Source organism: Bacillus sp. RC242, from assembly GCF_044908245.1.
GTDB classification, from domain to species: Bacteria; Bacillota; Bacilli; order Bacillales; family Bacillaceae_G; genus Bacillus_A; species Bacillus_A mycoides.
In genome coordinates, this window is record NZ_JBIYCZ010000014.1 from 50,105 (window position 1) to 64,156 (window position 14,052).

Annotated in this window: 12 protein-coding genes; 6 read left to right on the forward strand and 6 right to left on the reverse strand. The window is 35.1% G+C overall.

Features of this window, described 5'->3' with window-relative positions; all coding sequences use genetic code 11:
• Positions 1–110: 110 nt before the first annotated feature.
• Positions 111–1,037 (reverse strand): DMT family transporter, encoded by a 927-nt coding sequence (locus tag ABH957_RS22595; protein WP_404448636.1) that lies wholly within the window; start codon positions 1,035–1,037, stop codon positions 111–113.
• 120 nt (positions 1,038–1,157) lie between these two features.
• Here ABH957_RS22595 and pdxR point away from each other — a divergent pair, with 120 nt between their 5' ends.
• Positions 1,158–2,558, forward strand: a complete 1,401-nt coding sequence (pdxR, locus tag ABH957_RS22600) for a MocR-like pyridoxine biosynthesis transcription factor PdxR (protein WP_404448634.1) — start codon at positions 1,158–1,160, stop codon at positions 2,556–2,558.
• Between the two features lie 34 nt (positions 2,559–2,592).
• Here pdxR and ABH957_RS22605 read toward each other — a convergent pair whose 3' ends face one another.
• From ABH957_RS22605 to ABH957_RS22615, 3 genes are all read right to left on the reverse strand, one after another.
• Positions 2,593–3,105 carry a GNAT family N-acetyltransferase gene (locus tag ABH957_RS22605; RefSeq protein ID WP_002029700.1) on the reverse strand — a complete coding sequence of 171 codons (513 nt, stop codon included), beginning with the start codon at positions 3,103–3,105 and terminating at the stop codon, positions 2,593–2,595.
• Positions 3,106–3,251: 146 nt separating this feature from the next.
• The gene (locus ABH957_RS22610) at positions 3,252–4,697 is read right to left on the reverse strand and encodes a sensor histidine kinase (RefSeq protein ID WP_404448632.1); all 1,446 of its coding nucleotides are present in this window, start codon (positions 4,695–4,697) and stop codon (positions 3,252–3,254) included.
• Positions 4,698–4,774: 77 nt separating this feature from the next.
• Entirely contained in the window at positions 4,775–5,446 is a 672-nt protein-coding gene (locus ABH957_RS22615; RefSeq protein ID WP_404457158.1) for a response regulator transcription factor, read from the reverse strand.
• A gap of 331 nt (positions 5,447–5,777) precedes the next feature.
• On the opposite strand from ABH957_RS22615, the gene ABH957_RS22620 reads away from it, so the two are divergent.
• The gene (locus tag ABH957_RS22620; RefSeq protein ID WP_002029704.1) at positions 5,778–5,900 is read left to right on the forward strand and encodes a hypothetical protein; all 123 of its coding nucleotides are present in this window, start codon (positions 5,778–5,780) and stop codon (positions 5,898–5,900) included.
• Positions 5,901–6,412: 512 nt separating this feature from the next.
• Here ABH957_RS22620 and ABH957_RS22625 read toward each other — a convergent pair.
• Positions 6,413–6,919 carry a GNAT family N-acetyltransferase gene (locus tag ABH957_RS22625; protein ID WP_002010444.1) on the reverse strand — a complete coding sequence of 169 codons (507 nt, stop codon included), beginning with the start codon at positions 6,917–6,919 and terminating at the stop codon, positions 6,413–6,415.
• Between the two features lie 501 nt (positions 6,920–7,420).
• Complete coding sequence (gene fdhD / locus ABH957_RS22630) at positions 7,421–8,227, reverse strand: formate dehydrogenase accessory sulfurtransferase FdhD (RefSeq protein WP_404448627.1); 807 nt, start codon at positions 8,225–8,227, stop codon at positions 7,421–7,423.
• Positions 8,228–8,522: 295 nt separating this feature from the next.
• Between fdhD and fdhF the strand changes: the two genes are divergently transcribed.
• Genes fdhF through ABH957_RS22650 form a run of 4 tightly spaced genes read left to right on the forward strand, consistent with a single transcriptional unit; the run spans position 8,523 to position 13,987 of the window.
• Entirely contained in the window at positions 8,523–11,465 is a 2,943-nt protein-coding gene (gene fdhF, locus ABH957_RS22635; RefSeq protein WP_242310850.1) for a formate dehydrogenase subunit alpha, read from the forward strand.
• A 12-nt stretch (positions 11,466–11,477) separates the two neighbouring features.
• Positions 11,478–11,960 carry a helical membrane plugin domain-containing protein gene (locus tag ABH957_RS22640; RefSeq protein WP_002010449.1) on the forward strand — a complete coding sequence of 161 codons (483 nt, stop codon included), beginning with the start codon at positions 11,478–11,480 and terminating at the stop codon, positions 11,958–11,960.
• 1 nt (position 11,961) lies between these two features.
• Positions 11,962–12,129 (forward strand): hypothetical protein, encoded by a 168-nt coding sequence (locus ABH957_RS22645; protein WP_157264618.1) that lies wholly within the window; start codon positions 11,962–11,964, stop codon positions 12,127–12,129.
• Complete coding sequence (locus ABH957_RS22650) at positions 12,116–13,987, forward strand: glycerophosphoryl diester phosphodiesterase membrane domain-containing protein (protein ID WP_404448623.1); 1,872 nt, start codon at positions 12,116–12,118, stop codon at positions 13,985–13,987. Before ABH957_RS22645 ends, ABH957_RS22650 begins: the two co-directional genes overlap by 14 nt.
• Positions 13,988–14,052: the final 65 nt, after the last annotated feature.

Consider the following 14,052-nt stretch of genomic DNA (forward strand, 5'->3'; position numbering starts at 1 on the left):
ATAAAAAGAGGTCGTAAGTTTTGTACGACCTCTTTTGACATTTTCTATCCCAATTGGTGAGGGCTAATAATCAGTGGGGGATGGAACCCCCCACTGATTAAAGTTTCACTTTATATTTGTTCAGTTGAAAAGGTTGGTTCTCTCTCTTTTTGAGGCATTGTTAAGAAAATAACAGAAAGGACGATACATACTCCGCCTAATAATTGATATGCTCTAAAAGATTCATTAAGCCAAGCGATTGAAACGATGGCAGCTACAAGTGGTTCAATGCTAGATAAAATACTTGTTTCTGTTGCTGCTAAATATTTAAGACTCCCGATATAAAGAAGGAAAGAAAGAGTGCCACTTATAATGATAAGAATAAGCATAGAAAAAGTTTGAAGTGTGAAAGTTTGCGAAATCTGATTCCATCCAAAAGAACGATTACAAATAAGCAGTGCAATCCCTCCAATTAACATCCCCCAGCCAATTACTATAGTTGTTCCGCATTCTTTAATAAGGGAAGCCGGATGAAGGGTATAAAACGCAAAACCAATCGCTGTTAGTAGGCCGAAAGTAATAGCTGCTTTAGATAAAACAATATTTTCAATTGAACCGTTTGTAATAATAAAGTACGTCCCTGTTAGAGCAGTTATAATTGCTAGTATTTGCATAGAAGCAGGGAATTTCTTTTGCTCAAACGCAACGTAAATAGTAATAAGAACAGGGCCTAGAAATTGAAAGAGTGTTGCTGTGACCGCATTACTAATATGAACTGTTTCGATAAAGGCGTATTGCGCACCGAGCATGCCAAGAATAGAGAAAATAATAAGCTGTATAGAATGTCTAGGGTGTTTCCAAATTTGAAATATGTTTTGTTTCTTTATTAGTAAGAAAGACAAAATAAATATTCCTGCAAGCAACAAGCGAATTGTTAAAAAATCAAGTGATGATACGTTAGTATGTTGAAATAGCCATTGAATCATCGGTCCAGATAATCCCCATAATGTGGCTCCTGTAATAATCATAATGAGTCCAATACGTCTAATTTTGTTCATTATCATGCATCTCCTCTCTAGTATTTGATTATTAATGCGTTACATGATAAAAGGAATTATATAGAACTTCTGGTACTGTAAAAAGTATCAGTTATGTGTTTTTGAAAGGGGTCAGTTATTGTGTTAGAATTAACGCCTAATTTGAATGCAAATAGTAAGACGGCATTGTATGTACAATTGTATGAGTATATAAAAAAGGAGATTAAAGATGGAACGATTCCGGCTTTTACGAAATTACCGGCTAAGAGGAAGCTAGCAACATATTTACAAGTAAGTAAAAATACAGTAGAGGCAGCTTATGAGCAACTTCTTGCCGAAGGATATATTGAGTCGATTTCTAGAAAAGGTTATTTTGTATGTGAAATCGAGCAAATGATTTATGTGGAAGGTAGCGAAGAGGTAATAGGGGAAGTACCTTTTCAAGAGCAGGTGTATAAATTTGACTTCACTCAAACGGGTGTGGATACTAGTACTTTTCCGCTTCATGTATATCGAAAAATTACGAACGAGGTATGGCAATTTGAAAATAAAGATTTACTTTTTATTGGACATCCGCAAGGGGAGGTAAGTTTACGAGAAGCAATCGCGAGCTATTTGTATGAATCTAGAGGTGTACGATGCGTAGCTAGTCAAATTGTAATAGGGGCGGGCACGCAAATATTAGTAAAAATGTTATTTCAGCTGTTAAAGGGAAGTCGTTATGCAGTTGAGAATCCTGGGTACCACCGGAAAATGGTTGTTTTTGAGCAAGGGGAACAAAATGTCCAAATGTTATCTTTAGATGGAGATGGAATTTGTATGTCACAGTTAACTGATAGCCATGCAAATGTTGTATTTGTTACACCTTCGCATCAGTTTCCTTGCGGGATGATTATGCCGATTACGAGAAGGATGCAGCTCTTACAATGGTCAAAAAAAGATGAAGGAAGATATATTATTGAAGATGATTATGATAGTGAATTCCGTTATTCAGGAAAGCCGATTCCAGCGCTGCAAGGGTTAGATAGAGATGGGAAAGTAATTTATATGGGGACGCTCTCTAAAGCGCTATTGCCATCATTACGGATGAGTTATATGGTGTTGCCAAAATCCCTCATTAAGCAGTATCAAGAGCAATATTTATTTTACACACAAAGCGTTTCAAGAATAGATCAAGAGATCATTAGGAAATTTTTAAATGACGGGCATTGGGAAAAACATATTCATAAAATGCGTGTTGTGTACCGAAAGAAGAGAGACCGTTTTGTTTCGGGATTAGAAAAATATTTTTCTAATCGCATTGAAGTAATAGGGGAAGATTCCGGCCTACATATTTTATTAAAAGTGCATAATGGGATGGAAGAGAAAGAATTAATGGAAGCTGCAGCTGAAAGGAGTATTAAAGTGTATCCTGCTTCGATATACTATAAGGAAGGGACTTCTCCCAAAAGTACAGTATTGCTTGGATTTGCGACTTTATTAGAGGAAGAAATTGAAGAGGCCATTCAATTATTATATACAGCATGGTTTACAAGAAAGTAAAAAAACATCCTCATAAATGGAGGATGTTTTTTTATTACTTTTCTTCATCTAGGAAAAGAACCATATGCTCTTCATCCCAATATTGTCCGTTATATTTTAATGAACGTTCTTGCACGCCAAATGTTTTAAAGCCTAATGACTCATAAAGTTTTTTTGCACCATCGTTTCCGACAACAACATCAAGCATAACTTGCTCTACTTCTAAAGATTTAGCAAGCTCAAGACATTCTTTAATAAGTGCTTTTCCCGCTCCAAGTCCGCGTGCTTTTGGAGACACGTATACTGAACCGATTTTTGCTTTATGTTCTTGTTTTACATATGGTTTCGTTTCCAGTGTTGCAACTCCGATTAAAGTGCCATCTTTAAATGCACCTAGTGTATAGTTCTCATCTTGTGCTAATTTTTGGGCTTTATATTCAATAGCACACTCTTTATTAATAATATCTTCATAAGAAGAGCTGAAAGCTTCCGGATTTTGTTTTAATCCTTCTACTCGAAGTTCTAAGTAAATTTCTGCTTCGTCTTTTGTTAATACATGGATATCCAATTGTATCACCCTCCAAATCTTTGACAGTTATACCTATATTTTATATTGAAATAAGAATAATTTCAAAAGCTTAGCTTATAATAGTTGGTTTTATAAATAAAATAGCACCAGTAGTGTTGACTGCTACTGGTGATTTCACGCATATATTATACAAATGGTAATTCAATTATAAATTCTGTTCCGACTTCTAATTCGCTTTTAACTTCAATAGAACCATTATGAAGTTCTACAATTTCTTTTGCAACAGCCAGTCCGATACCTTTTCCACCTGTAGCTCGTGTTCTGGATTTATCGACACGGTAAAAGCGATCAAAAACATGTGGGATATCTTCTTTTGGAATACCTTCACCTTCATCTTGTACACTTATTGTAAAAGTATTCGCACTGGTTAGTACACGTATTATTATAGAAGTGTTTTCTGGTGAATGTTGATAAGCATTGTGTAATAAATTTAACATAACTTGTTCCATACGTCTTTCGTCTATGCAAACTTCTAAATCATCTTTGCAATGTACATGTAGTTGCATTTGTTTGTTTGTTAATGTTGTTTTTGTTTTTTCAACCATTCGTTCTAAAAATGGTTTAAGAATTACTTTTTGTTTTTTTATAACAAACTGGTGTTGCTCTAATTGTACAAGCATAAATAAATCTTGTACGAGATCGGTTACACTATCCGTTTCATCTTCAATGATTTGTAAGTATTCTTCACGTTCTTCTTTCGTTAGAGAATCTCTTTTTGCTACCTTTGCATAACCTTTCATATAGGTTAATGGAGTTAGTAATTCATGCGCTACACTAGCGAGAAATTCGTTTCGTTCTTTTTTCATATAAGTCAGCTCGTTAGATAATTCTTCAATGGTTTTAGCTAAACTGCCAAGTTCATCATTACGCTTAATGCCTAATTTAATTGGTTTATTTAATTTTGAAATTTTTTCTGTTGCTCTTTTCATTTTTATAAGAGGATCCGTAATAACTCGAGAAAAAACAAAGACAGAAATAGTTGTTAAAATTAATGTTAAAACACTAACGATAATGAACTGATTCATGAGTCTCATTAACATATTTTCTAAGAAGGATGTTTTTAAGAACATATGTAAGTTACCGTTAAAGTCTTTTATTTTAATTGGGCTTACTGTTGAAATGGATTTTGAGTTTTTCCAGTTCTTTTCTACTATTAAGCCATCTCTTGTAACAGGTGGTGTTTTGCAATGAAGGTGTTTTTGCATATCTTTTGTAACTGTTTCTGAGGCAGATGTAATTTTGCCATTACTATCAGTTATAACGATAGCTATATCAGAATTAGTAAGTGCTTCTGTTTCCATTAAATCTTCAGCCGCATGTTCAATAGAGAAATCGGGGGATTCAGGGCGTTTGAAACGTTCAGCATGTTTTTTTTGCTGAGCGTATTCATTCCATTTGGCACGCCGTTCAATCGTATCACGATAGCGATTTCCTTTCTCTAATAGAGCAACGGTTTCCTCTTCAACACGCATTTTTGAAAGACTTTTATAAAAAGATACGAAAGCAATTGTCTCAATACATAAAGCTAATATTAAAAAGTATGTCCCAACTTTAAGGGAAAGTTTGCTCATTTTCTCACCATACCTTATTTCATATAGAGTGAAACTTTAACCAGTGGGGTTTTATCCATCCCCACTGATTAAAGTAATTATTCACTTTTCCATTTATATCCGACTTTATAGACGGTTTCTAAGTAATCTTCAACTGGAAATTCTTTTTTGCGTAATTTATCACGGATATTACGAATATGTGAATCGATAGTTCTGTATTCGATGTCTGTTTGATATCCCCAAATTTTTTCAATTAAATCATCACGGCTGTAAACGCGGTTTATATTTTGTAAAAATAGTCCAAGTAACGAGAATTCAATAGGAGTTAGTGAGATTCTTTCACCATAAACTGTAACAGTATGTTTTGTTTTATCCCACTCAATACCATTGAAGCTAACAAAGCCATCTTTCTTTGTGCGACGTAATATAGCCTCGATTCGCGCGACTAATACATGCTCATCGAATGGTTTTGTAATGTAGTCATCTGCTCCCATAGTCAGACCTTTGACCATATCATAATTTTGGTTGCGAGCTGTTAGCATAATAATTGGAACGTTGGAAATTTGACGGATTTGATAGCAAGTATCCCACCCATCCATATTCGGCATCATAACATCTAATAAAATAATATCGAAGTCCTTTTGTTCGATTAATTCTAGCGCTTCAAGGCCAGAAGTAGCTTTCATACAAAAATAGCCACGAGGGCTTAAGAACAGATCTAACAATCGTAACATACGTTCTTCATCGTCTACTAATAAAATTTTCACCATAATCTTGTGCACCCCAAACTATTCATTCTACTTGTATAGTTTACATGAAAATAATAAAAAACTCTTTTTATGTGATTGAATGGATGGCTGATTTTTTCAATCAGGGCAATTGACATAAAAAATGCACTAGTTTTGCACAACTATTTTTTATAATAGAAAACGTAGCGACACAAATACCCTATGTTGCGACATAACGTCATGTCATTTTATTTATAAAATGACAATTCCATTCTATTGTGTATGTGAGATAGAGAGGGTTTTCGTATTCACCTCGCATCGGATAAGAAAAATTTCCTATCTCACACTTTTTTATATAAAGGGGATTGTACACATGAGTAAAAAAGTAGAACGTTTACAAAAAGAAAAGCAAGATCGTAATGCGATTGTAATGTGTGTTGCGGTATCTATGCTTATTATGATAAGTTGTGTAAATAAATTTTTCGGGATTTTATAATAGAAAAAAAGCTTATTGCTTCTTAAGAAGCAATAAGCTTTTTTAATGTGTTCTATATAATAAACCAGGGTAGAATTGCCAGTCCAGAAGTTACAATTGCTGTAGCAAATATTAAAAAGATAGCTTGTTTGTTTTGTTTCACGTTACATTCTCCTCTACATATCAATTGCATGCTATACGTTCATTTAATAATTAGCGGGAGACGGATCCTCCTCGCTGAGTGAAGTTTCACTTTATCAAGCTATTTGGGGGCAGTAAGACTCCCATCTCAAAATTCAGTGGATGTGAAGAAGTTAGATGGGAGTCGGGCTGCCCATAAACGCCCGATTGGTGAGGGCTAATACTCAGTGGAGGTAAAGACTTCGACTGAGTAAAGTTTCACTTTATATTTTTAGTATAACGAATGGAAAGGATTGGAACGATCGATAAAGGTGACATGAAGATTACATTGTTGTAATGAAAAAAGCATCTTAATTAATAAGAAGATGCTTTTGAAAAATTATATTAAAATGTTAATTATTTAAGAATAAAACCATATGCTCTTCGTCCCAATATTGGCCATTATGTTTTAAGGACCGTTCTTGCACACCGTAAGTTTGGAAGCCGAGGGACTCATATAATTTTTTTGCAGCAGTGTTATCAGCGACAACATCAAGCATAAGCTGTTCTACATGTAATTTATCGGCATTTTCAATAATCGCTTTAATTAAAGCTCGTCCTGCACCGAGGCCACGCGCTTTTGGAGAAACAAAAACTGAGCCGATTTTTGCCTTATGCTCTTGCTTAATAAATGGCTTTGTTTCTAGAGTAGCAATACCGATTAAATCATTATCTTTGAAGACACCTAGAGTATACTTATCCGGATTGCTTAATCGCTTTGCCATAGCAGCGACAGGGTTTTCCTGTTTAAGAACATCTTCATAAGAAGAGCTAAAAGCCTCAGGGTTTTTCATTAAACCTTCCATACACACTTTCAAATAAATTTCTGCATCCTCTGTTGTTAATAAGCGAATTTCCATAGTTGTAACCTCCTAGATTGATTCAAATTTAATTCATTAACTTTGTAAGATTAAGTTTAGTTAAATGTATTCTGTGACTATTCTTTCTTAATTTGTAAAAGAATGAAAAGATTATGCTACTATGTTTTCATTTTATTTATCCCGCTATTTGCGGGCAGTAAAACTCTCACCTCAAAATTCGGCTGGAGCAAAGAAGTTAGGTGGGAGCCCTGCTGCCCGTAAAAGCCCGATTGCTGAAGGCTAATAATCAGTGGGGGATGAACAACCCCCCACTGATTATAGTTTCACTTTATGTAATGAAATTATATATTAACTTTATTAACTATTCAAGGTTTTAATATGTTACATTTTTATAACTAAAATTCCCACTTTGTAAAGGAGTAATTTTTATCCAATTATTCGTGGGATTCGGATTGCCCGTAAAAGCCCGATTGGTTGGGCTAATAATCAGTGGGGAGGGAAACCCCTCCACTGATTAAATTTTCACTTTCTTTTACGTATTCAATCGTTTATTTTGTAGCCATCGATTCGTTCCGGATGTGTATAAATATTGCAAGATCCATTTCGAATAAATCCTACTACGGTAATACCTAAATCGTGGGCGAGTTGCAATGCTAGTTTAGTTGGAGCTGATTTAGATAGAACAATTTCGCAACCTATTTTTGAAACCTTTAACAAAATTTCAGATGAGATGCGTCCGCTAAACGCAATGATTTTCCCTTGAACAGAGATATTGTTTCGTAAACAATGACCGTATATTTTATCTAGCGCATTATGTCTTCCGATATCCATTCTTGATAAAAGAATGTTATTTCGATCACATAAAGCGGTATTATGCACACCACCCGTTTGGCGAAATGTAGTTGAAGATTGTTGTAAGGAAGTCATTAGGTGAAAACATTCTTCCGGAGTAATAGTTATATGTATATCATGTAACTTTTTTGCTTTTGCTGCATCGTTGACGAAAACAAAACCTTGTCTACTTTTCCCGCAACAAGAAGTTACGTACCGTTTATTATATAAAGTTTGATAGAGCGGATTAATTTTTGATGATTTTACATGGACAATTCCGTTTTCTTTTTGGATCCATAATTCTTCAATATCTTTATAAGAAGAAATAATTCCTTCAGAAATTAAAAAACCGGTTACCATATCTTCAATGTAATTAGGAGTGCATACAACTGTTACGTATTCTTCGCTATTTAATTTAATTGTAATAGGAGATTCCGTAACAACCTCATCGGTTTGTTTTGAAAATGTACCAGATTGATAACGTACAATTGTATATGTTTCTTGAATAGACCCCATATTAAATTCCCCTTTATATGTATTTTTCTCCATATTTATCATAAAACATCGAAAAAACAAAAGCATCTACTAACAAGAAGATGGCAGATTATTTTGGTTATTATTGTATATGTACGATATAATAGATTTGTAGAATAGCGACATTTTCAAGCTTTCGTAGTTATACCTTATAACATCTAGAATCGACTTCCAAAGGAAAGTATTTCAACAGGGCGCTTCAAAAATATGTACAACACAATTATGAAAACGGATTCATAATTGTGTTGTACAGTTAGTTGTAAGGAGAGGGGAAACTATGACAGAACAGACAGTCCGTGTAACCGTTGATGGTAAAGAATTTTTCGTATCAGGTGAAAAGACGATACTCCAATTGTTTAACGAAAGTAATTTAGAACATCCTCAAATTTGTCATGTACCAGAGGTAGATCCTATTCAAACTTGTGATACATGTATTGTAGAAGTGAATGGAAGTTTACTACGTGCCTGTTCGACGAAGTTGGAAGATGGCATGCATATTGAGAGGCAATCGGAACGTGCAAAGGAAGCACAAACTGAAGCGATGGATCGAATATTAGAGAATCATTTATTGTATTGTACAGTATGTGATAATAATAATGGTAACTGTAAAGTCCATAATACAGTACATATGATGGAGATTGAAGAACAGAAATATCCATATGAACCGAAAGTAAGTGCATGCGAAGTGGATACGTCGCATCCATTCTATCGATACGATCCAAATCAATGTATTGCTTGTGGGCAGTGTGTAGAAGTATGCCAAAATTTACAAGTAAATGAAACTTTATCGATTGATTGGAGTTTAGACCGTCCACGTGTTATTTGGGACAATGGTGTGAGTATAAATGACTCGTCTTGTGTTAGTTGTGGGCAATGTGTAACAGTGTGTCCTTGTAATGCATTAATGGAAAAAACGATGCTAGGAGAAGCTGGATTTATGACTGGTTTAAAACCAGATGTGCTAAATCCAATGATTGATTTTGTAAAAGATGTAGAGCCTGGATATAGCAGTATTTTAGCAGTTTCAGAAGTAGAGTCCGCGATGCGTAAGACGAAAATTAATAAGACAAAAACAGTTTGTACATTTTGTGGTGTAGGTTGTTCATTTGAGGTATGGACGAAAGATCGTCAAATTTTAAAAGTGCAACCTGTTTCAGATGCACCGGTTAATGGTATTTCCACATGTGTAAAAGGAAAATTCGGATGGGACTTTGTGAACAGTGAAGAGCGTATTACAAAGCCGTTAATTCGCCAAGGGGATATGTTTGTTGAGGCTTCATGGGAAGAGGCTCTTGAAGTTGTTGCATCTAATATGCAACATATTAAATCAGAGTATGGTAGCGATGCGTTTGGGTTTATTTCTTCTTCGAAAGTAACAAATGAAGAAAACTATCTTATGCAAAAACTAGCTCGTCAAATATATGGAACAAATAATGTAGATAACTGTTCCCGTTATTGCCAATCTCCAGCAACAGACGGTTTATTTAAAACTGTCGGTATGGGCGGAGATGCTGGAACAGTGAAAGATATTGCTGAGGCAGGTCTTGTTATTATTGTTGGGGCAAATCCAACAGAAGGACATCCTGTACTTGCAACTAGAGTGAAGCGTGCTCATAAATTACATGAACAAAAACTAATTGTCGCAGACCTTCGTAAACATGAAATGGCGGAGCGTGCTGATATATTTGTTCACCCGAGTCAAGGGACGGATTATGTATGGCTTGCTGGGATAACGAAATACATTATCGATCAAGATTGGCACGATAAAAAGTTCATAGCTGAAAATGTAAAGAATTTTGATGAATATAGCAAAATGCTAGAAAAATATACGCTTGATTATACTGAGGGAATTACAGGGATTTCTAAAGATCAGTTAAAAGAAATGGCTCGTATGGTATATGAAGCAGATGGTACTTGTGTACTTTGGGGAATGGGTGTAACTCAAAATACAGGAGGGAGTACAACGTCAGCAGCAATTTCAAATTTACTTCTCGTTACAGGTAACTACCGTCGTCCTGGTGCCGGTGCGTATCCGTTACGCGGGCATAATAACGTACAAGGTGCTTGTGATATGGCGACATTACCGAACTGGCTTCCGGGTTACCAAGCAGTTTCAGATGATGTGCATCGTGCGAAATTTGAAAAAGCATACGGTACTACCATTCCGAAAGAACCGGGATTAAATAATATCGCAATGTTACTTGCGGCCGAAGAAGGAAAACTGCGTGGTATGTATGTTATGGGAGAAGAAATGGCTTTAGTAGATTCAAATGCCAACCATGTACAACATATTTTAGCGAATTTAGACTTCCTTGTTGTTCAAGATATGTTCTTATCGAAAACAGCTCGTTTCGCCGATGTTATTTTACCAGCAGCACCAAGCTTAGAAAAAGAAGGAACGTTTACGAATACAGAGCGCCGTATTCAAAGATTATACGAAGTATTGAAACCGCTTGGTGATTCAAAACCAGATTGGTGGATTTTACAAAAAGTAGCTCGTGCACTGGGCGGAGACTGGAATTATGGAAGTCCAAGTGAAATTATGGACGAAATTGCATCGCTTGCACCGTTATACTCTCAAGCGACGTACGACCGTCTAGAAGGCTGGAATAGTTTATGTTGGGGTAGCCATGATGGTAGTGATACACCATTATTATATGTAGATGGATTTAACTTCCCAGACAAACTAGCACGTTTATCACTAGATGAATGGGTTCCGCCAGTTATAGCACCAGATGAGTATGATTTACTATTAAATAATGGCCGTATGCTAGAGCATTTCCATGAAGGGAATATGACGAATAAGTCGGCTGGTATTTTATCTAAAGTGTCTGAAGTATTTGTTGAAATTTCACCTGAACTTGCTAAAGAACGCAATGTGAAAGATGGTGGTCTTGTAGAGTTAGCATCACCATTTGGAAAAATCAAAGTACAAGCGCTTGTTACAGATCGTGTAACTGGAAATGAGTTATATTTGCCGATGCATGCGACAGTAAATGAAGAGGCAATCAATATTTTAACAGGAACAGCAACAGACATTTATACGTGTACACCAGCTTATAAACAAACAATGGTGAAACTGCGCGTATTACGTGAAAAAGGAAATCGTCCGTTACCATCTTCAAACCCGAGAGATAAAAAACGTCATCCGCAAAATGGTGTTGAAATCGAGCGAAAGTGGCAAAGAAAACAATACGTATCACTTGTGGACCAGAATTAGGGGGCGGAGATAATGGCAAAAGAGATTACTTTAATTAAAAAGAAGATTGTAACAGAAGAAGAAAAAAAACAGCAAGTAACAGATGAGTTGTTAAATGATCTAGCTGAAAATAGAGAAGCAGTAGAAGAGACGATGCAGCTATTAGCGCAGTTGCAAAAAGCTGGAATTTTAGATGCAGCAATTAGTTTACTTGCTGCAAAAGAAGATGTTTCCAAAATAGCTGTTGAACAATTGAATCGTGAACCAGTAAAAAACGCATTAAACAATATGATGGGGGCAGGAGAGGCATTATCTTCAGTGGACCCAGAAATAACGAAACAAATAACATCTAGTTTAGTCACTGGATTACAATTTGCAACGGATGAGCTGAAAAACGGAAAGAAAACAAAAGTGATGGATTTCTTTAAAGTATTAAAAGATCCAGATATCAACAGGGCGATTACATTCGGTTTTAGTTTCTTAAAAGCATTTGGACAAGGATTAGAGAAAAAATAGAGTGAGTGAAAAAAGTGATGGGATTAGCCATCACTTTTTTCATTATATGTATAAGAGTGTTCATGTTAAGCGGAATATATTATTATTAAAAAGATGGATTGAAATTGGAAATGTGGAATCCATCTCAAATATCGTTTTAGAATGTGGAGGAATATATGCAACACCGTAAAAGACTATCTATACCAGGAGTAATGGGACATTCCTTTCAAACAGTTAGATTTGCTTTTTGGAATGTATTAACCTTTCAACTTGCTTATAAATTATTAGCAGCGATTGTATTTGTCCCGCTATTTGGGATCATTTTTAATAAGTTATTGTATTTTGGTGGTTATGCAAATGCGACGAATGATGAATTATTAGCGTTTTTAAAGACATCATACGGCATTTTGGCAATCGTCATTTTATCATTGTTAGCACTGTTTCTTATCTTTACGGAATTTGCGGTGCTTATTATCATTTCGTACTTCGCTCATAAAAGACAAAAGGTGAAATTACGTCCGATTTTATATAAAACCGTAACGTATTTACCTACTCTTTTCACATATTGCTTACCAGGATTTATTTTATATGCGGTTGTATTGTTACCTCTTTTAAATATTGGATATGAAACGGCATTAATTCCACAAATTCAAATTCCTAACTTTATTACAGGAGAACTGTTTAAGACAACGATGGGACAAGTTGGTTATTACACGTTCTTTGCTGTAGTTGCGTATTTGAACCTTCGCTGGATTTTTGTTCTACCTATTGTTGTTTTAGAGCAAAAGCCGTTTCGCACAGCAGCACGTAAAAGTGCAACGTTAGTAAAAGAAAGTTTTTTTAAAGTACTATTCTTTTTAGTAGGATTTTTTATTTCAATAGGGATTGTTTACGGTGTATTTTTGGGAGTGTATTTATTGTGTCTATGGGGCATGTATGAATTTACAAATCCACAGGGAACATTTGCATTATTAGCGGAATCAACAATGTCTGTATTTTTAACGAGTACATTGTATTTATTTAGTTTTATCGTGACGCCATTTTATATTATGGGAATAACACGATTGTATTTACAAAAGGTTCCGGTTGAAGATGTTTTATTAGAAGAAGGATTAGATTATTCGAAAACAAAAGCAGATAAATGTTTCTTCCAAAAACATCGTTGGAAATTTATTGGTGTATATATTGTAGGAATTATTACCGCCGGAATGGTCGTTGCCTTCATTGTAACGTTTATTTCAAATTCATATAAAGAACCAATTATTATGGCTCATCGTGGTTATATTTCAAAAGGTGTAGAGAATACGAAAGAAGCTGTGCAGGGGGCTATTGATGCCAAAGCAGACTACGCTGAAATTGATGTACTGCAAACAAAAGACGGTGAACTAGCAGTTATACATGATTTGAAGCTAAAACGTCTTGCTAATGCTAATGTTCATGTGTCAGATTTAACGATGGAGGAGTTAAGACAGCTTACCCTTAGTCAAGATGGTTTTTCAGGACAAATAAGTACACTTGATGAGATCATTAAGCTGGCAAAAGGAAAAATCAAACTTAATATTGAAGTGAAGCTTCATGGTGGCGAAAAAGATTTCGTAAACAAAGTATTAAAAGCGATTAAAGATAATGAATTTGAGAAGCAATGTGTCATTCAAACGTTACACTATCCGCTTATTAAAGAGTTTAAACGTGCAAATCCAAATATAAAAGTAGGATATATACTGTATGCGAGTAGAGCTAACTTAAAGAATGTGAAGGCTGATTTTTATGTAGCAGAAGAATACATGTTAAATAAGAAATTAGTAAAAGAAGCAAGGAAGTTAAACAAGCCAATTTACGTATGGACGGTAAATGATATGGAAAGGTTAAAGGGATATTATAAGTTAAACGTAGATGGTATCATTACCGATTATCCTGAAGATGCACGTGAAACAATTAAGATGTTAAAAGAGCAAGAAGATCGTGAAAGTGATATGTTTGATAAAATTAGTGAGACGACAGAAGATCTATTTTCAAAGTTATTTATAAGTTATCCAGCTGCTGGCTAAATGCCAGTAGCTGTTTTTTTGTGAAAAGAATATATTTCTAAAGTATTGAACAAAGTAATAAGTGT